The organism is Pantoea sp. CFCC18179, from assembly GCF_059412405.1.
Map to the genome: position 1 here is coordinate 124,986 of NZ_JBNBPM010000002.1, position 19,360 is coordinate 144,345.

13 protein-coding genes are annotated in these 19,360 nt (G+C 50.9%); 8 read left to right on the forward strand and 5 right to left on the reverse strand.

Annotation, left to right across the window (positions count from 1 at the left end):
• The first annotated feature begins 81 nt into the window (after window positions 1-81).
• Window positions 82-1,200: a 23S rRNA (guanine(1835)-N(2))-methyltransferase RlmG gene (rlmG, locus tag ACPUC7_RS05235; RefSeq protein ID WP_494922016.1), complete on the forward strand. Its 1,119-nt coding sequence runs from the start codon at window positions 82-84 to the stop codon at window positions 1,198-1,200.
• Here rlmG and ACPUC7_RS05240 read toward each other — a convergent pair whose 3' ends face one another.
• The 3 genes from ACPUC7_RS05240 to ACPUC7_RS05250 all read right to left on the reverse strand — a co-directional run bounded on the left by ACPUC7_RS05240 (window position 1,201) and on the right by ACPUC7_RS05250 (window position 7,902).
• Window positions 1,201-3,204 carry an oxidoreductase gene (locus ACPUC7_RS05240; protein WP_494922017.1) on the reverse strand — a complete coding sequence of 668 codons (2,004 nt, stop codon included), beginning with the start codon at window positions 3,202-3,204 and terminating at the stop codon, window positions 1,201-1,203.
• Between the two features lie 321 nt (window positions 3,205-3,525).
• A complete protein-coding gene (locus tag ACPUC7_RS05245) occupies window positions 3,526-4,149 on the reverse strand; it encodes a LuxR C-terminal-related transcriptional regulator (RefSeq protein ID WP_343550682.1) in 624 nt (207 codons plus the stop codon).
• Window positions 4,150-4,248: 99 nt separating this feature from the next.
• Window positions 4,249-7,902: an ATP-binding protein gene (locus ACPUC7_RS05250; RefSeq protein WP_494922018.1), complete on the reverse strand. Its 3,654-nt coding sequence runs from the start codon at window positions 7,900-7,902 to the stop codon at window positions 4,249-4,251.
• A 485-nt stretch (window positions 7,903-8,387) separates the two neighbouring features.
• Between ACPUC7_RS05250 and ACPUC7_RS05255 the strand changes: the two genes are divergently transcribed.
• From ACPUC7_RS05255 to ACPUC7_RS05270, 4 genes are all read left to right on the forward strand, one after another.
• A complete protein-coding gene (locus ACPUC7_RS05255) occupies window positions 8,388-9,089 on the forward strand; it encodes a response regulator (protein WP_494922019.1) in 702 nt (233 codons plus the stop codon).
• Between the two features lie 183 nt (window positions 9,090-9,272).
• Window positions 9,273-10,304, forward strand: a complete 1,032-nt coding sequence (idnD, locus tag ACPUC7_RS05260) for an L-idonate 5-dehydrogenase (protein WP_494922020.1) — start codon at window positions 9,273-9,275, stop codon at window positions 10,302-10,304.
• A gap of 9 nt (window positions 10,305-10,313) precedes the next feature.
• Window positions 10,314-11,078 carry a gluconate 5-dehydrogenase gene (gene idnO / locus ACPUC7_RS05265; RefSeq protein ID WP_494922021.1) on the forward strand — a complete coding sequence of 255 codons (765 nt, stop codon included), beginning with the start codon at window positions 10,314-10,316 and terminating at the stop codon, window positions 11,076-11,078.
• Window positions 11,079-11,158: 80 nt separating this feature from the next.
• Complete coding sequence (locus ACPUC7_RS05270; RefSeq protein WP_494922022.1) at window positions 11,159-12,478, forward strand: gluconate:H+ symporter; 1,320 nt, start codon at window positions 11,159-11,161, stop codon at window positions 12,476-12,478.
• Window positions 12,479-12,509: 31 nt separating this feature from the next.
• Here ACPUC7_RS05270 and ACPUC7_RS05275 read toward each other — a convergent pair whose 3' ends face one another.
• Window positions 12,510-13,229: a purine nucleoside phosphorylase YfiH/LACC1 family protein gene (locus ACPUC7_RS05275; protein ID WP_494922023.1), complete on the reverse strand. Its 720-nt coding sequence runs from the start codon at window positions 13,227-13,229 to the stop codon at window positions 12,510-12,512.
• Window positions 13,230-13,337: 108 nt separating this feature from the next.
• On the opposite strand from ACPUC7_RS05275, the gene ACPUC7_RS05280 reads away from it, so the two are divergent.
• From ACPUC7_RS05280 to ACPUC7_RS05290, 3 genes are all read left to right on the forward strand, one after another.
• Window positions 13,338-14,147, forward strand: coding sequence for a 5'-nucleotidase, lipoprotein e(P4) family (locus ACPUC7_RS05280; protein WP_494922375.1), 810 nt, complete (start codon window positions 13,338-13,340; stop codon window positions 14,145-14,147).
• Between the two features lie 688 nt (window positions 14,148-14,835).
• On the forward strand, window positions 14,836-16,317 hold the full coding sequence (locus ACPUC7_RS05285; protein ID WP_494922024.1) for a SulP family inorganic anion transporter: 1,482 nt from the start codon (window positions 14,836-14,838) through the stop codon (window positions 16,315-16,317).
• Window positions 16,318-16,605: 288 nt separating this feature from the next.
• Window positions 16,606-18,030: a GGDEF domain-containing protein gene (locus tag ACPUC7_RS05290; RefSeq protein ID WP_494922025.1), complete on the forward strand. Its 1,425-nt coding sequence runs from the start codon at window positions 16,606-16,608 to the stop codon at window positions 18,028-18,030.
• A gap of 19 nt (window positions 18,031-18,049) precedes the next feature.
• On the opposite strand, the gene ddlA is transcribed toward ACPUC7_RS05290, so the two are convergent.
• On the reverse strand, window positions 18,050-19,144 hold the full coding sequence (gene ddlA, locus ACPUC7_RS05295; RefSeq protein WP_494922026.1) for a D-alanine--D-alanine ligase: 1,095 nt from the start codon (window positions 19,142-19,144) through the stop codon (window positions 18,050-18,052).
• Between the last annotated feature and the right edge of the window lie 216 nt (window positions 19,145-19,360).

Below are 19,360 nucleotides of genomic sequence, written 5' to 3' on the forward strand. Positions count from 1 at the left end.
TGGGATTCCCGGCGAAAGACAGTATACTGCGCCCCCTTTTTAGGGCGAAAATCGCGCAAAGTGTACCACGCCGGAGATTCCATGAGCCAACTTGAACTGACCAATCGCACGCTGACGCTGCACCGCTTCCCGCCTATGCGCGAGGAAAGCCCGCTACAGGCGTGGGATTCCGCCGATGAATACCTGTTGCAGCAAGAGCTGCCAGAAGGACCGGTGCTGGTGTTCAACGACAGCTTTGGTGCGTTGACTTGCGGCTTGGGCGAACGTCCAGTGTGGCATGTCAGTGATTCGCTGCTGAGTGAGCAGGCGGCGAAACAAAACCTGCGTCTCAATGAGATGGACGAGGATCAGGTGCACTTTCTCGATAGCCTTGCGCCATTGCCGGCTGCTCCGGCGGTGGTGTTGATCAAAATCCCTAAAGCGCTGGCGCTGCTGGAACACCAGTTGCGTGCGCTGCGTGAAGTGGTGACGCCGGAAACGCTGATTCTGGCCGCGGCGAAAGCCAAAGATATTCATAACTCCACACTGCAACTGTTCGAGCGCATCCTCGGTGAGAGCAAAACCTCACTGGCATGGAAAAAAGCGCGCCTGATTTACAGCCGTTACACCGCGCCAAAACTGGCCGAGCAGTCTGAAACCACCGTTTGGCCGCTCGACGATTCAGCCTACCAGATTCACAACCACGCCAACGTCTTCTCGCGTGCGTCGCTGGATGTCGGTGCACGCTTCTTTATGCAGCATCTGCCGTTTGATATTGAAGGTGAGATTCTCGATCTGGGTTGCGGCAATGGCGTGATTGGTTTGCTGGCGCTGGAGCAGAACCCGAATGCGGACGTGCTGTTCTATGACGAATCTTACATGGCAGTGGCATCCAGCCAGCTGAACGTGGAAGTGAACCGTCCGCAGGACTTGGCGCGTTGCCAGTTCCGCGTTAACAACGTGCTGAGCGGCTTCCCGTCGGATCGTCTGCATGCGGTACTGTGCAATCCGCCATTCCATCAGCAGCACGCGGTTACCGATCATCTGGCGTGGCAAATGCTGCGCGATGCCAAGCGTTGCCTGCAATATGGCGGCGAGTTGCGCATCGTCGGCAACCGCCACCTCGGTTATCACGTCAAAATGAAAAAGCTGTTTGGCAACTGCGAACTGGTGGCCTCTAACGCCAAGTTCGTGGTACTGCGTTCGGTCAAACTGCGCTAATTACACACTCAGCGCCAGTTCGGTCGCCTGAGCGATGGCGCGGCGAGCATCCAGCTCCTGCGCCACATCTGCTCCACCAATCAGCCGCACCGTTTTGCCGCGCGCGCTGAGTTGATCTGCCAATAGCCGCAGCGGTTCCTGGCCAGCACAAATCACCACGTTATCCACCGCCAACGTAATGGCTTCGCCTTGATGGCGTAGATGCAGGCCCGCATCATCAATCTTCAGATACTCCACATCGCCCCACAATTTTACGCCGTGCGCTTGCAAACTGGCGCGATGAATCCAGCCGGTGGTTTTCGCCAATCCCGCGCCCGGTTTGCCGGATTTGCGTTGCAGCAGCCAGATTTCGCGGTCGGCAGGTTGCGGCTTGGGTACGATCAAACCGCCGCGCGCTTGCAAGCTGTGGTCGATGCCCCAGCTTTGGTAGAAATCCTCATGGCTGGATTGATGCAGCAAAAACTCAGCAGTATCAAAGCCAATGCCGCCTGCGCCAATAATCGCCACGCGTTTGCCGACCGGTTTTTTATCGCGAATGACGTCGAGGTAGCTGAGCACGCTGGGATGATCGATGCCGGGCAGGGTGAGCTGGCGCGGCACAATGCCGGTGGCGATGATCACTTCATCGGCTGATTCGAGGTCATTAGCGGAGACGCGTTGGTTGGTATGAATCGTTACGCCAGCCGCCGCTAATTGGTGGCGGAAATAGCGCAGCGTTTCGCTGAACTCCTCTTTGCCGGGAATCTGTCGAGCGATATTAAATTGTCCGCCAATCTGCGCATCCGCTTCATACAGAGCAACCTGATGGCCGCGCTGCGCCGCCTGTAGCGCGAAAGCCATGCCTGCGGGACCTGCACCGACAACAGCTAATTTTTTCGGTTTTTCAGCGTTGCTCACTGGCATCAAGGTTTCGTGGCAGGCACGCGGATTCACCAGGCAAGAGGTCACTTTGCCGACAAAAATCTGATCAAGGCAGGCTTGATTGCAGGCAATGCAGGTATTGATTGCATCCGGCTGACCAGATTGCGCTTTGCGGACAAACGCGGCGTCGGCGAGGAAAGGGCGCGCCATCGATACCATATCGGCAATGCCATCGCGCAGCAGTTGTTCTGCTACCTCCGGATGATTGATGCGGTTGGTGGCAATCACCGGCACCGAAACCTGTTCGCGCAGATGCTGCGTTACCCAGGCAAACCCAGCACGCGGCACGCAGGTGGCGATAGTAGGAATGCGCGCTTCATGCCAGCCAATGCCGCTGTTGAAGAGGGTCACACCGCACTGCTCAAGTTTGCTCGCCAGCGCTAACGTCTCTTCAAGTGAACTGCCGTTATTGACCAGATCGAGCATCGAGAGACGGAAAATAATGATGAATTCGCGACCGACCGCACTGCGCACTGCCTGAGTCACTTCCAACGCGAAGCGTTGTCGCCGCTCAATATCGCCGCCCCAATCATCATCACGCTGATTGGTGTGCGCCACTAAAAACTGATTAATCAGATAGCCTTCCGAGCCCATGATTTCAACGCCGTCGTAACCCGCTTGTTGTGCCAATTTGGCGCAGTGCGCGAAGTCTTGAATGGTTTGGCGAATCTCAGCGTCGCTTAACGCATGCGGCGTGAAAGGGTTGATGGGCGCTTGTAACGGTGAAGGGGCGACCAAATCGCGTTGATAACTGTAGCGCCCGGCATGCAGAATTTGCAGCGCAATTTTCCCGCCTTCAGCATGCACCGCATCGGTGATGACGCGGTGCCAGCCGCATTGATCTTCTTGATTGAGCATCGCTCCGCCGTGTGCCACCACACCTTGCGGATTGGGGGCAATGCCGCCTGTGACAATCAGCGCCACGCCTTCGCGTGCGCGTTCGGCATAAAAAGCGGCTAAGCGTTCAGCGCCATCTGCATGCTCTTCCAATCCGGTATGCATTGAACCCATCAGGAAACGGTTTTTCAGTTGGGTAAAGCCCAAATCCAGCGGGGCAAAAAGGTGGGCATAGTGCTCAGACATGATCACATACTCATAAAGTGGTCGGATGAGTGAACTCTAGCGGGATTTTAGCGGGAAGAAAGTGTGCGGCGTTCAGCCTGTGAGAAGCATCAAAAAAAAGCAGGGCGGCCAGTCGCAGACGAAAGCATCGGATTGCCTTCGCCAGGCACGGGAAGAAACCAGCTCGCCCTGTAATAGCATGAAGAAGGGGCTAATAAATTAGCTCTGTGGTTATTAATTCTGTTAAGACTCAATCTTTTAAAAACTGTTCGAGGTATGAACGAGGCACATCATGCCACGGTTTAGCACTATTAATCCGCAAGACTAGTCTTGATTTTTTGCTTAGCATGCACCGTTGCGGCGGGCGAGTTCAATAATATCTACCAGGTTTTTTGATTCAAGTTTTTGGAATATCTTTGTTTTATAGGTGCTAATGGTTTTATTATTTAACCCTAATTCACAAGCGATGATTTTATTTGATTTTCCTTGCGCGAGTTGACGCAAGATTAAATTTTCACGATCTGTTAATCGAGAAAGCATATCTTGCTCATTCGTGTAGCGCTGAAGTTTATCTAAGATATCACCAGGAAGATAATTAACATTATTGGATACACAGCCAATGGCTGCAATCAGGGTTTGAATAGGATCATATGTGGATATGAATCCATTTACTCCCTGGCTAAGTGATTGTATGGAAGGGTGGTTGTTACCGCCCTGACTTATCAGGATGACCTTCATCCAGGCTTTTGATTTAACGATATCGCGTAAAAATGCGATACCATTTTTTTCTTTGAAATCTGGATCCAATATCAATATATCAATGTGATGATGAATGATATCATCTATACCATCGTTAATTGTGTGTGCAGTAGTGACACAATTAAAACCATTCATCAATAATAATGCCTGTACACCCGCGGCCGCCAACCGATGCTCATCAATGATGAGAATTTTTGCATTAAACATATCTCTCCCTTTAACGTCACCGTAATGATAACGTTGACGGTTATTATGTCCGGCGGATTAATAGGGCGAACCGAGAAATGTCTCGTTAAGATTATGATTCTAGAAAATCTGCTGTTTTTTCAAGCGAGACGTTACGAATTCAATTAATGCCTGATCTACGCGATCTATTTCTAGAGTAATTTCCTCTATTATCAGCTGCGTATCTACTTCTTCATAATTCTCCAGGCGACGTCCCAACTGCATCAATGCATTCGCATTGATCATGGCTGCGCCACCCTTAAGTTTATGACCCAATTGCGATAACGCACTGGCTCGCTGAGATTGCTGCAATTCTACCAACAGTTGTTGGTGGCTGGTGCGGATGCTGGTAATTAATGCCAAACAGCTATCAGGATCGCGTTCAGCCAATTGCGTTAACAGAGGCGGAAAAATTGTTATGCCTGTTTCGACCCTCTCTACTCTTTCGAGCATTTCAACCGTTTCTACTACCTCACCTGTCATAACCTTATCTGAGTCACGGTGAATGCAATACGCAATTTTTCCAAGTAATTTATCTAAATTCAATGGCTTAAATAAGCAGTCATTCATGCCAGATTGCAAGCAGCGCTGCAAAATGTGCTCCTCAGCAGAAGCTGTCAGACCATAGAGCATAATTGGCGGCAAATGATGTTGATGCTCATATTCGCGTAATGCCTCAGCAAACTGGAAACCGTTCATGCCGGGCATATTGCAGTCGGTGATGATTAAATCAAAACGGAGCGGATTCCGTTGCCACAGTGCTAACGCTTCTGCTGCACTCTCACTGACCACCACTTGATGATCTGCCAACTCAAGCTGTTTACCCAATAACAGGCGATTGGGCGCATGATCGTCTATCACTAATACCGAAAGCTTGTCTGATAGCTGTGGTTGCGATAGATGAGGTTGTGTTTGATCGCGCGGTTCGCCTTGCTGAGCGCGAAAATAGAACGAGAAAACCGCACCTTCGCCAGGTGCGCTCTCTACTATCAATTCACCGTCCAAAAGGTGGGCAAGATTGTGACAGATGCTAAGTCCCAGGCCGGTGCCAAGCTGCTGTTGATGTCGCTCGCCAACCTGAACGAAAGGTTCGAAGATGGCATGCTGCTGATCTTCCGTCATCCCACAGCCGTTATCGCTCACTTCAATGACGAATTCGTTGCCTTCTTCCTCTTGAGCAATGCCCTGCATCAACACCACGGTTACCGTGCCTTCATCGGTGAATTTTATAGCGTTGCTTAAGAGGTTAGAGAGAATTTGATTAATCATCAGTGGATCGGTTTTGACCCAATAAGCGGCGATGTCCATTTCAATCAGCAGATTCAGCCCTTTGCTTTCCGCCTTATTACGAAACAGTGCCACAGCCTGTTCAATCACGTCCGGTAAATAAACGGTTTCCAGCGTGGGTTGATATAAGCCAGATTCGATCTTTGATAAATCGAGTACATCGCCAATTAATGACAGCAGAGCATGCGCTGAACTGTATGCCACGCGAATGTTTTCTGACAGTGAATCGGCTGGTTGCGATCGCGTTTCCAATTCCAGCAAGCCAATAATGGCATGTAACGGGGTGCGGATTTCATGACTCATGCTGGCGAGAAAGGCACTTTTAGAGCGATTTGCCTTGTCTGCTGCGTCCTTTGCCAATTGAAGCTCTTGTAATAAAGCGTTGCGTTCAGTGATATCTAACCAACCGCCAATTACCCCGGCAACATCGCCATGCCGATCGCGAAAAGGAAGCGTCCAGTGATAAAGCTGGAACGTTTGTTGATTAAACGCCATTTGTATATCGCGCATAACCGCTTCACCGTCCTGTAAGGTTTGCAAATAGCCATCTTCAATGCTGTGAATGCTGGAATTTTTGCCGGTTAGCACGTCTGAAAGGCGTTTACCGATGACTTCCTCGCGGCGGAAATTCATAAAGCGAAGATAGGCTTTGTTACAGTCAACTAATCGGGCTTTCTTGTCGCGAATGTACATCGCAACCGGCGAATCGTTAAAAAGAGTATGCGTAAAATTAAGCTGATTCTTCAGCGCGTTTTCAGCTTGAATTCGTTGCTGAATGACCTTCCGTAAATGGCGGTTCCACAACAGAATCAGCACAATGACTCCGGCTGAAATCAGCACAATAATTAAGATTGCCTGTTTATAATTCTGCCAGGATGCGCTGAGAAAAGGCGTCTCAGCCTGCCGCCAATGCGCTAACAACTTAAATAATGTTTCAGGTGGAATAGCTAACAGCGCTTTATTAAGAATACTCACCAGCATTTCATTGCCCGGTTCAACACGCATAACAAAACGCGCTGGTTCCGCGCCGAGTGTGCTTTCAACGGTTAAGCCGTCACTGAAATCATTGCGCAGCAGATAATCGGCAAATATTTTTGGCACCACTACTGCATCAACTCTGTGCTCGCGAAGTTTATGCAAAGCATCGACGGGATCCTGGCTGTTAACGAGGTTCAAATTCGGGTAATGCTGCATCATCCACTCTTTCACCGCTTGATTGCTCAAGATTAATGCCGTACCAAAAGGAAACGTATCGAGACCAAGAATGCTGCGCGGTTTTTGATTGCGAATAATGACCCAATGCGAAACTAACCACGGTCGTGTATTTAATTCTGGGTGTGCTTCATCCGCGCGCTCAATGAGTTCTAACGGAAACAGACGAGGGGCATTATTAGACGGAGTTTCTTGAGTGGATTGAAATTCAAAATTCAGATCGCTGAGATTAGAGATCAGCTCTAGCACATCCACAATCATGCCACGAAAAGGCATTCTGGTGTAGCGGCTACTTAAAGGTGCCAAAGTTTGAGAAAGTGTGGTCGCTATCTCCCGATGCTCTTTAAGCCATTGCTCCTCTTCTTGAGTCAATGCCAGCGGATTACGCTGTAAAACATGGTGGGCATCAAGTTGCCAGCGTTTAGCTATCTGTAGGCGAATAGCGAGGGGAATCTGAATTAATGCCTGATCAATGGCCTCTGCCAATTGTGGCAGTTGCGGACTGATACCAAAGCTAACATTCAATGGAATACTGTGTGGATCAGGTGCAATTTTCAAAGCATTGGCAAACACGTAACGATTAAGATGATTCATTGTGGCGGCGTTGCCCCATATCTGGCCCATCTGACCAAATGCCACCGTTGCTACGGCATCATAATTGCTGGGATAACGTACCAGTTGATCACTTTTGTAGGTGTGATTTAAATACTCGCGCAAAGATGGCGCGCCAGACCAAGCGATGCGCTGCTCAAGCGTACTATTTAAGCTTAAGAGATGATTGGCTTTATAACCTACCACACTGTAATCCAGCATCCAGGGTTCGCTGGCGATGAGTGTTTGTGGTCCCGATGAGGGAACCTCCACATGGATAGCCAACATCTGCATTTCACCGCTGATCACGGCCTTATAAGCAGCACTGTAACTGGGGTACTGATATAGTTCGATGGTGGTATCAAGCATACTTTGAATCAGAGAGAGATAATCAGCGCTCAGCCCTTCAAATCGGCGCGGATCGGTATCCATATACAACGGAGGTTGTGGCTGCCCTGCTACCGCAACTTTGATAATTTGTTGACGAAATCCCGAAGAAATAGGCTCTGCTAATTGCAAAGTTGGCTGCGTCGTGTCATATCGAGCCAGCAGTTGCAATGTTTTTTCATTGGCAAATAAGATCGGTGATAATATCAGCAGGAACAATAAAGTTGCCAAACGGAAAATAGCGGGCAGATTGAGCACGGCACTCTCTCGAAAAGGATAAACCACATTAGTTGCAGTAAGGACATTGGAGTATAAAGATATTTTGATATTTCTCGCATTCTAATTTGTTACTACCAATATTTTGCGACGATTCTCAAAAATACGCACTTTTGTTGAAGAAAATATTCTATTTATGTGTCGTAAGATTTTATTAATTATTCATGTTATTCAAAGTGATAATCATGATGAGTCCTTTCAAGACAATTCTTATGTGGTCTTGTTGCTGTGTTAAGTCAGAATTTTCGCACTTTTACGTGAGTGGGCAACATTAAATTTTTAAGTATAAAAAGATATTCGACTCCAGCAGGCGGTGTTGCCATTTAGTCGATACGTTAACTTTAATGTTTAAAGCGTTGAGGTAAATTAATGAACTCAATTGTCGCTTATTAATGTCATCAGGTCACTTCAACTGGTGTGGTTATCACAATTGGACAAAGAAAGAACTGCAATAAGGGAATAAATAAATGGTATATGCACACAATAAACAAGTGCGTGTTGCTGTCCTTGATGATCACCCAATGGTACGTACTGTTTTCGAGTTGTGTTTAAAGCATGAGCCCGACATTCATTTAGTAGGTACCTGGGCTTCAAGTAATGAATTGTTTAATCAGCTGAGAAGCACGCCAGTTGATGTATTGGTATTAGATTTCTTGTTAGGTGAGCGAGAATTGGATGGCCTTGCCTTGGTTAAGCAATTGCGCAATCACTATCCGCAGCAAAAGATTCTGATCTCTTCATCCATGGAAAGCCCGGCCATCGTCAAAATGGTGTTGAGCGCAGGCGTGAAAGGGTTTATTGGTAAAAGCCACAATATGCAGGATATTACGCATGCGATTCGCCAGGTGGCACAAGGGCGTTTATTCCTGTCGAAAGAAGTGGCCTATGAAGTTGAAAACCTCTATGTCATGAGTGAAGAGTCGCTGGATGAAAACATGGATTTCAACCACAAAGGCAATATGTACGAGAAGGTGAAAACCCTCAGTCCGCGTGAAGTTGAAGTGGTGCGTTGTTTCCTCGATGGCTTGAGCGTGTCGCAAATTGCGGTCAAGTTTAAACGCAGCCGTAAAACCGTAAGTGGCCAAAAGCAGTCGGCGTTGAAAAAACTCGGTTTGCGCTCCGATTCCGAGTTATTCAAATACAGCCACGATTTGATGTCAGGATATTGATCTTCGCCGTTGGGTCGCCATTTTTGGTGACCCATTCACCAGCACTTCCCTTTTCTGCCTCGTGCACATCACGTTCCCAGTAACAGCTCCGCCGTAACATGTTTTTAGGTGATGCTCGTCACAGTTTCAACCGACATATCCCGCTTTCATAACCCCCATTGCAACATCACTGATGGGAAAGTTATGAATATCGACACGCAATCCGGTGTGATCACCGGTAAAAAACAAGTCAGCGTCGCGCAGCAGCAAGTTAAGTGGGATGGCAAAGGAACATTGGTACGCATCACACGCGGCGGCATCTGCGGTTCAGATCTACATTATTATCAAGAAGGTAAAGTCGGCAGCTTTGAAATCAAAATGCCGATGATCCTCGGCCACGAAGTGATTGGTTACGTGGTGGAAAGTGATAACCCAAATTTGCAGCCCAAGCAAAAAGTCGCCGTAAATCCTTCTAAGCCTTGTGGCGAGTGCAAATATTGCCAGCGCGATCAGGAAAACCAGTGCACCACGATGCGCTTCTTCGGCAGTGCGATGTATGTTCCACACGTTGATGGCGGCTTCACCCAGTACAAAGTGGTGGATAGCGCACAATGTGTGCCGTTCCCGCAGGAAGCCGATGAAACGGTAATGGTGTTTGCGGAACCGCTTGCCGTGTGTATCCACGCCACGCAGCAGGCAGGTGATCTCACCGGCAAACATGTGTTTATCTCTGGTGTAGGCCCGATTGGTTGCTTGATTGCGGCGGCGGCAAAAGCGCGCGGTGCGGCGTCGATTGTGTGCAGCGATATCAGCGAGCGTTCGTTGGCTATGGCGCAACAAATGGGCGCCACTGATGTGATTCATGCTGCCAACGGTGATTTCGCACCGTATCTCGCCGACAAAGGTTATTTCGATGTGGCATTTGAAGCCTCAGGACATCCTTCCTCCTTGCAGCGTTGCCTTGATGTGGTGTGCGCTAAAGGCACGCTGGTCCAGGTTGGCATGGGCGGCACCATTCCTGACTTCCCGATCATGGCGTTGATCGCCAAAGAAATTAATCTGGTCGGTTCCTTCCGTTTCACTCATGAATTCAATACTGCGGTTGAATGGCTGGCAAGCGGCGTGGTGAATCCGTTGCCGCTGTTCAGCGGCGCGTATGCCTTGCAGGACATTGATGCCGCGCTGCAATTTGCCGGTGATAAAACCCAGGCCGCCAAAGTCCAGTTGACCTTTTAAGGAGTCGCGATGAATCAGTTATTTTCCCTCGAAGGTAAACGTGTGCTGCTCACCGGTTCGGCGCGTGGCATTGGATTTTTATTAGCGCGTGGCTTGGCAGAAGCCGGAGCTGAAGTGATCGTTAACGCCACGACGCCAGAAGGGGCTGAAAAGGGCGCGGCACAACTGCGTGAATTAGGACTGCGCGCCCATGCCAAAGCCTTTGACGTGACCCAATCCGACCAGGTTAAGCAGGCGGTAGACGAGATTGAAGCCGAGTGGGGCGCGATTGATGTGCTGGTGAACAACGCAGGCATTCAGCGCCGTCGTCCTTTCCTCGAATTTCCGGAGCAAGACTGGAATGACGTGATTGCGGTAAACCAAACCGCGGTGTTCCTGGTATCGCAAACGGTGGCGAAAAAGATGGTCGAGCGCCAACAGGGCAAAATCATCAACATCGGTTCAATGCAGAGCGAACTGGGCCGCGACACCATCACGCCGTATGCCGCGTCAAAAGGCGCCGTCACCATGCTGACGCGCGGCATGTGCGTGGAATTGGCACGCCATAACATTCAGGTCAACGCGATTGCGCCGGGCTACTTTGTTACGGAGATGACGCAAGCGCTGGTGGACGATCCGGCCTTTACCGGCTGGCTGACGAAACGCACGCCCGCCGCGCGTTGGGGTAAGCCGGAAGAGCTGATTGGTGCGGCGGTATTCCTTGCATCGGGTGCCTCGAACTTCGTCAACGGACATCTGCTGTTCGTTGATGGTGGCATGCGCGTCGCCGTGTAATGCCATGGCGCGGCTGGCATTATCGCCAGGCCGCGCCTAAACCTTAAGCACCCCTCTGTATTCAAAAAGGATAATAAAAAATGCCAATAACCATCATTGTGCTGGGTGTGATACTGCTGCTGGTGTTAATGATTGTATTTAAAATCAATGGCTTTATCGCATTGGTGTTTGTTTCTGCGGTGGTCGGGATTGCCGAAGGCATGACGCCACTGAATGTTATGGCCTCGATTCAAAAAGGTATTGGTTCAACCTTAGGTAGCCTGGCGATGATTCTCGGCTTTGGTGCCATGCTCGGGCGCTTAGTGTCCGATACCGGCGCGGCGCAACGCGTTGCCACCACGCTGATCGCCGCTTTCGGCAAAGAGCGGCTGCAATGGGCGCTGGTGTTGACCGGATTGATCGTCGGCCTGGCGATGTTCTACGAAGTCGGCTTTGTGCTGCTGTTGCCGCTGGTGTTCACCATCGTTGCCGCATCAGGTTTGCCGCTGTTGTATGTGGGTGTACCGATGGTGGCGGCGTTGTCCGTAACGCACTGCTTCCTGCCGCCGCATCCCGGCCCAACGGCGATTGCCACCATCTTTGGTGCCAATCTCGGTACCACGCTGCTGTACGGCATGATCATCACCATTCCGACGGTGATTATCGCCGGTCCGATTTTCTCTAAGTTCCTGAAGAGTTTTGAGAAGTCACCGCCGGAAGGATTGTATAACCCGAAAATCTTTGAAGAACATGAGATGCCAGGTTTCTGGATCAGCATCTTTGCCGCAGTTATCCCGGTAGTGCTGATGGCGATTGCCGCGGTGTTTGAGCTGACTACGCCAAAAGAAAACCCGTTGCGTCAGTTCTTTGAGTTTGTCGGCAATCCAGCCGTGGCGCTATTCATCGCCGTCGTGATTGCGGTGTTAACGCTCGGTCTACGCAATGGTCGCAAGATGGAAGAAGTAATGGATATGTGCGGTGACTCGATTGCCGCGATTGCCATGATCATCTTCATCATTGCCGGCGGCGGCGCGTTCAAGCAGGTGCTGGTGGACAGCGGCGTGGGTAATTACATCGCCGATATGATGAAAGGATCGTCATTGTCACCGCTGCTGATGTGCTGGACGGTAGCGGCAATGCTGCGTGTGGCGCTGGGTTCAGCCACGGTGGCGGCGATCACCACCGCAGGCATCGTGACGCCGATCATTGCGGCAACCCATGCCGATCCGGCTTTGATGGTGCTGGCAGTCGGATCAGGCAGCGTGATCGCTTCGCACGTCAACGATCCAGGTTTTTGGCTGTTCAAAGGCTATTTCAACCTCAGCGTGGTCGAAACCCTGAAAACCTGGACGGTGATGGAAACGCTGATCTCGGTGCTGGGTTTAGCTGGCGTGTTGGCGCTCAACGCGGTGATTCACTAAACCGCAGCGGCTTCACAAGGAAGTGAAGCCATTACTCAACGCTGCGAATCCACGAAAAGCGCGATTGGTAGCCGCTGTCAAAATGGGTGTTGTAGCGATAGCTGGATTGCGATTCCGCCATGCAATAGGTACACACGCCCAGCACTTCAATATGTTCCGCCAGAAGCCCGCGCTGTAACAATAATCCCCGTGCCAGTTGTGGCAGATCGAACCAAATGCCTTGCTGCTGCGCACGCGCCTGCGGGCGAATGGCTTGCGCATTGTGCGGCTGCTCAGTTGACCACCGCAGCGGTGGCAGATCGTCGCGATCCTGCATGTGCGCAATCCGATCCTTGCCGAGCTCGTAACAGCACGGACCGATGGCTGGCCCAATCGCTACACGCAGCGTTTCATAGCGCGCCCCGCGCTCGACTAAACGATCGATGGCGCTATTCAACACGCCGCCTAACGTACCTTGCAATCCCGCATGTACCGCCGCCACTTGATGTTGTTGTGGATCGGCAAACAACACCGGCAAGCAATCTGCGGTATAAACCGCCACGGGAAGACCGTTTTCGCCGATCACGCCATCGGATTCACAACTCTTCGGCGGCAGATTTTGACTCGCCAATACCACATTGGCGCTATGACGTTGCTGGCCATACGCCGCAGCGGCTGGAACCGGCTGACCTGCGGGCTGAAACGCGTATTCCAGCCATGAAAATCCATCCAGCAACGCTGAACGAGGACCGCGCTGTTCGTGCTGAGCCATAAGTGTCTCCTCTAACTGACGGCAGCATTCTTCTGCCCACAGCTTACGTTAACTGCTACATTTTTAAAGCTTTACACAAACTGACCATAATCACTTAAGGATGAAATGATGAAAAACACCACCTTGCTGGCAGCGTCCGGCCTCATGGCGTTGGCTCTGTCGGGCTGTGCACAACCTGCAAAGGAGCTGGCGCAGCAGCAACTTAGTCAGCAATCGGTTTTGGCAGTGAATTGGTTCCAGCAATCCGGCGAATATCAGGCGCTGAGCTGGCAGGCATTTAACACCGCGCGCATGGCATTTGATCAGGCCCCTTCATTGGCGGGAAAACCCAAAGCAGTGATTGTCGATCTTGATGAAACCATGATCGACAACAGCGCTTACAGCGCGTGGCAGGCGAAAAACGGCAAGGCTTTCTCCGGTAAAAGCTGGTCAGCGTGGACCCAGGCACGACAGGCGACCGCAGTGCCAGGCGCAGTGGAGTTTGCCAATTACGTCAACAGCCACGGCGGCACCATGTTCTATATCTCCAACCGCGATCAAAAAGACTATGCCGCGACGGTGGAGAACCTAAATAAATTAGGCTTCAGCGGCGTCAGCGATAAAACCGTGCGCCTCAGCACCGGCAATTCCAACAAGCAAGAGCGCTTTGATGCGGTGAAAAATGCCGGTTACAACGTGGTGCTGTACGTGGGTGACAACCTAAATGATTTTGGCGGCGCCACCTGGCATCAGGGTAACGCGCAGCGTCAGCAGTTCGTCAGCCTCAATCACCAACGTTTCGGTACGCAATTCATCGTGCTGCCCAATCCACTGTACGGCGATTGGGAAAGTGGTATGGCGGAAAACTACAACAAACTGACGCCACAGCAGCAGTTGCAAGTGCGTGAAGACCGTATGAAAGCGTGGAACGGTAAATAATTCGTCAAGCGAATTAGCGCCTGCACCTGCGGGCGCTGTAATTTTGATTTCAGGGCCACGGCAATTTACTTTTTACAGTTATTATTATTCTTCTTATTAATTTCATTATCTCTCTCTTATTTTACCCGGTGCGTTCAGTGAATAATTTCACCAATTGCCTCATCAGGCAGTTAATCACACCAATCATAAATTTTATAATTAGGAATCATCCCAACACAAAAGGTTTAATTTATTTATCCAACCAATAGGCTTGAAAATATTATGTGTATTGTTTTGTAATAGCATTGAGAATGGATGATTAAAAAATGGAATTACCTGATTGTTATTATTGGTTTTTACTTGCGTTTGTGAATGGCTTCTTGATTAAATAACTTTACATAAATCATACGGTTACTGAACCTTAATTTACAAAGTGAGGTATGTTGCCGCTAGCGGATATAGGCATGGTGCAACTCTATGCATTAGCGTCTATAAACAATTTATGTGAGGGAGTTCTTCTTTCTCGCGCAGTGTCTCGGTATCAATACGCCAATTCGCAGCGCTATTAGCCGGAAAGCGTTATTTCCGCGCGCTAACAAAAGATTATTGTGGCGATACCTAAAACCTTATTAGCGAATAATCGCAGAGGGGCTTTGCCGTGCGGTAAGCACCAATTTGATGTTGCTCGATATGCAAAGGAAACGTAAACATGAATTTAAATACGCTGCGTCAGGATCTTCCTGCCGGTCTGGTGGTTTTCCTGGTCGCCTTGCCGCTGTGTTTGGGGATTGCTCAAGCCAGCGGATTGCCGCCTTTTGCCGGTTTGCTTACCGGTGTCATTGGCGGCCTGTTGGTCACCTCGCTGAGCCCATCACGTTTTGCCGTTAGCGGACCTGCCGCGGGATTGGTCACCATCGTGGTGGCTTCTATTGCTACCTTGGGCAGTTTCTCCGCATTTCTTACCGCCTTGATTTTGGCGGGCATATTGCAGTGTGTTTTCGGCTTACTGCGCGCGGGGCGTTTCATCGCTCTGGTGCCCAGCAGCGTGATTAAAGGCATGCTGGCGGCGATTGGCCTGCTGCTGATCATGCAGCAGATTCCGGTGGCATTCGGCGCGGCAGGCGATGCTGAACTGATTTCACTGGTCAATGGCGAATTTCAATTCTCTGCCAGCGCCATGCTGGTGGCTGGTGTGGGTTTACTGATTTTATGGTTGTGGACCACGCCGCTGATCAAAGCGGTGAAAGCCTTGAGTTGGATTCCGGGACCGCTGGTGGCGGTATTACTCGGCTGTGCCGCCACGGTGTTTGGCGATCGCTTGCTGCCTTCGCTGGCAGAAGGTTTGCCGCGCATTACGCTGCCGGCGTTCGATAGCCTGTCTGCAGTCGTCGCCGAGCTTGAAACGCCAGATTGGCTAGCATGGCAAAATCCTCAAGTGTGGGTAGTGGCGATCACCTTGGCGTTGGTGGCAAGTCTCGAAACATTGCTCAGCCAGGAAGCGCTGAAAAAGCTGCGTCCGCAACATCCTGCGCCCTCGCCAAACAAAGAGATGTTTGCCCAAGGCATCGGTAACCTAACCGCCGGATTTCTCGGTGCGATGCCGATTACGGCGGTAATCGTGCGCAGTTCCGTGAATGTCAGCGTGGGGGCACAGACCAAATTGTCTATTTTGCTGCATGGCATGCTACTGCTGATCTGCGGTTTGTGGTTCAGCAATCTGCTCAACGCTATTCCACTGGCGAGCCTGGCGGCGGTGCTGCTGTACACCGGCTACAAACTGGCGACGCCGCGTTTGTTCGTCGAGCAAATACGCATGGGGCCACAGCAGTATGTCCCATTCCTCGCCACTATCGGCGGCATCATCGTATTGGGCATGTTGGCGGGCATCGGCTTGGGCATCGCCACCCAGATTCTGTGCAGCATCTATAAAAGCCATCGCAATGCCTTGCAGCTCACGCGCCATGACGATCACTACGTGCTGCGCCTACAACAAAATCTGACCTTTATGCACAACCCTAAATTGCAGGGTTTGCTGGCAGAAATTCCAGAAAACAGCGTGGTGGTGGTCGATAACAATAATGCGGATTACATGGATCCCGATGTCAAAGCGGTGCTGAAGGACTTTGGTGAGAATGCGCCACAACGCGGAATTCGCCTAAATCGATGGCCCACTGCGGTTAAATTGCAATAAGTCTCGACTGGAAAACACGTTTTCAAGCCAAAAATCGGATATCTCGGATAGCCGATTTTTTTATTTGCAGGGCATAATTGCCGCACGTTTTATCCTCAATCTCTGGCGTTTCCACAATGCCACTTGGCTCCGATTCTGCTTTCATGGCAGATTAAGCGCCGTCCAGCCGCAGAGTAGGATGACGAACACTCGCTTAATTACCGAATCATCGTGAGGTGATTTCAGGTTTAATGCTTGCTGATGCCAATGGCTGATGGCAGCGATTTCCAGGTTACAGGGTTCAGACGTATGCGCGTTATGCTGTTTGAAGAGAATAATTTTAAAAAGAATGCCCTCACGCTGTTCTTCATCACGCTATTTTTCTGCTTTATTGGCAGCCACTTACGCATTCCGCAAGAGTTCTCGCTGTTCTGGCCAGTGAATGCGTTGGTTGCCGGTTTGATCGTGCGTAATCCGCATCTGCATACCACCTCGAGCTATTTGGTGTGCTTCAGTGCGATGATTTTTAACGACACGGTATTTTCCGGCTGGGCGCTGCCCGCGTTTACGGTTAACTTCGCCAATATTCTGTTTATCCTCGTTGCGGTCAGCATGCTGATCAAACATCTGCAACGCCCGTCGGCCAATAGCCAGGTGTTCAATGCGATGCGCATTTTCCCGGCCTGTTTTCTGGCGGCCGCAGCCTGCGCCACCTGGGGCGCTTGGGCGCAAGATGTTGATTTTAATGCTCGTTTCATTGTGGCGTGGGGCGATTGGTTTAGTGAGCAGTTCTCTACTTCGCTAATGCTGCTGCCGGTGATGCTGGCGCGTCCGTTACGTACGGTTTCACCGCGCATCCTGCGCCATCCCGGCAAACTGCTGCCGTTGGCGGCGGTAGTGTTGTCGTTGATCGTAGGGGCGATGATTGGTGGCGCTGGCAGCCTGACATTCCCGGTTCCGGCCTTAATCTGGTGCGCGATTGTATTACCGATTCCGCTCACCAGCCTGGTGATCCTGATCACCGGCATCACCGAGATCGTACTGGTATCACATGGCGTGATGAACATTCAGGGCGACGATGCGCTGCTGCCAATCAGCCATCTCACCTCGGCGCGACTTGGCGTGGCGACCGTCGCGCTCAGCCCGTTGCTGGTGGCGGTGAGCATGGATGCGATTCGCCAGCTCAATCATCGCCTGGCGTTGCGCGCCAATTTTGATTTTCTCACCCAGCTGCTTTCACGTTCCGGCTTATATGAAAGCCTGAAGAACGAGCCTTTTTCACTGCAGCGTGAAGCGGGCGTAGTGATGCTGGATGTCGACTATTTCAAAGCCATTAACGACAACTTTGGTCATGATGCCGGCGATGGCGTGTTGGAAGAGATTGCGCGTCGTATTCAGCAAGTGGTGGGGAATCGCGGCATGGTGTGCCGCTTTGGCGGCGAAGAGTTTGTGGTGGTGGTGTTTGACTACAATCACGGCCAGTTATACAACCTCGCCGAGATGGTGCGGCAAGCGATGGTGAAAGAGAAATTCTGGATCCAGGGCAACACCGTGACGGTGACGGCCAGCTTAGGTTTGGCGCGCGGCAGCGCTCTGAGCGAGCGCGAATGGCCGAGCGTAATCAACCGTTTGGTCTCGGCGGCGGATAAAAATCTCTATCTCGCCAAACGCAATGGCCGCAACCAAACTTCACCGGCAATGGAACCGCGCAACATCATGCATGACGTGGCGTGAACCACGTCATGCTGTTTCATCACATGCTGCTTTTAAGCTGGCTGGCTTGTTGATGACGCTGCTGCGCCAGCTCAATCAGGCGGGTAATCAGATCGCTGTAGCTCAGGCCCGCCGCCTGCCATAACTTTGGATACATGCTGATGTTGGTGAAGCCCGGTAAGGTATTCACTTCATTGACGATAATCTCGCCTGATTCGGTCAGGAACACATCGACACGCGCCATGCCAAAGCATTCCAGCGCCTGAAATGCGCGGATCGCCACGGCGCGAATTGCCGCGCTGGCTTCATCGCTTATCGCCGCTGGCACCACCACTTGCGCACCGCTTTCGCTGATGTATTTGGTGTCGTATGAGTAGAACGCATCGTGCACCACCACTTCGCCGCATGGGCTGGCTTCTGGGGCATCATTACCCAGCACCGCACACTCGATCTCGCGGCCTTTAATACCTTGCTCGATCAAGACTTTGCGATCAAAAGTGAAAGCGAGATCCAGCGCGGCATCGAATGCGTCCAGACTATCCACTTTACTCACGCCAACCGAAGAACCTTGATTAGCCGGTTTGATAAACAGCGGCAGGCCGAAGCGATCAATCACCGCTTGTGCATCCACCTGCGCACGTTGCGCCTGAGTCACGCTTAGCCACGGTGCCACATTCAGTCCGGCATCACGCAGCAAACGTTTGGTGAAATCTTTATCCATGCTGACCGCGGAACCGAGCACGTCAGAGCCGACAAACGGCAAATTGGCCATGCGCAACAAACCTTGCAGCGAGCCGTCCTCACCCAGCGTGCCGTGCACGATAGGGAAAATGACATCCAGTTGCGACAGGGGCTGTGCTTGTTGGCGAGTGATGAATTGTTGCGATGCGCTACCAGGCACCAATGCAACGTTTTCACCAGAACGATTAAGCGCGATCAGCTTCGGATTCTCAGCATTAAGTAAGAAACCTGACGCATCATTCAGATGCCATTCGCCCTGTTTATCAATCCCCAGCAACACCACCTCGAATTTGCGCTTATCAATGGCTTCAAGGATATTTTTAGCTGATTGTAATGACACTTCATGCTCGGCCGATTTCCCACCAAACACGATTCCTACACGCTGTTTTGCCATTGTTATTTGTCCGATTGCTATCAAGCGAGCGAGTAAGATATCACGCCCAGGACAAGCATCAACAGCCGCACAATTTTCTCCGCCTCAAAGCGCTATCTCGCGCCTTTAAACATGCTTTTAAACAAATAGTGAACACCGTTTGAGACAAGTCTTGGACGGCTTGAAACCTGCCTTCTGTCAGAATTTTCCCAATTCAAACAGGTTCAACGGTGGGCT

What these genes read in the sequence shown, in the direction of transcription:
- rlmG (WP_494922016.1), top strand. Translation starts at nt 82, where the DNA reads ATGAGCCAACTTGAACTGACCAATCGCACGCTGACGCTGCACCGCTTC.
- ACPUC7_RS05240 (WP_494922017.1), bottom strand. Translation starts at nt 3,204, where the DNA reads ATGTCTGAGCACTATGCCCACCTTTTTGCCCCGCTGGATTTGGGCTTT.
- ACPUC7_RS05245 (WP_343550682.1), bottom strand. Translation starts at nt 4,149, where the DNA reads ATGTTTAATGCAAAAATTCTCATCATTGATGAGCATCGGTTGGCGGCC.
- ACPUC7_RS05255 (WP_494922019.1), top strand. Translation starts at nt 8,388, where the DNA reads ATGGTATATGCACACAATAAACAAGTGCGTGTTGCTGTCCTTGATGAT.
- idnD (WP_494922020.1), top strand. Translation starts at nt 9,273, where the DNA reads ATGAATATCGACACGCAATCCGGTGTGATCACCGGTAAAAAACAAGTC.
- idnO (WP_494922021.1), top strand. Translation starts at nt 10,314, where the DNA reads ATGAATCAGTTATTTTCCCTCGAAGGTAAACGTGTGCTGCTCACCGGT.
- ACPUC7_RS05270 (WP_494922022.1), top strand. Translation starts at nt 11,159, where the DNA reads ATGCCAATAACCATCATTGTGCTGGGTGTGATACTGCTGCTGGTGTTA.
- ACPUC7_RS05275 (WP_494922023.1), bottom strand. Translation starts at nt 13,229, where the DNA reads ATGGCTCAGCACGAACAGCGCGGTCCTCGTTCAGCGTTGCTGGATGGA.
- ACPUC7_RS05280 (WP_494922375.1), top strand. Translation starts at nt 13,338, where the DNA reads ATGAAAAACACCACCTTGCTGGCAGCGTCCGGCCTCATGGCGTTGGCT.
- ACPUC7_RS05285 (WP_494922024.1), top strand. Translation starts at nt 14,836, where the DNA reads ATGAATTTAAATACGCTGCGTCAGGATCTTCCTGCCGGTCTGGTGGTT.
- ACPUC7_RS05290 (WP_494922025.1), top strand. Translation starts at nt 16,606, where the DNA reads ATGCGCGTTATGCTGTTTGAAGAGAATAATTTTAAAAAGAATGCCCTC.
- ddlA (WP_494922026.1), bottom strand. Translation starts at nt 19,144, where the DNA reads ATGGCAAAACAGCGTGTAGGAATCGTGTTTGGTGGGAAATCGGCCGAG.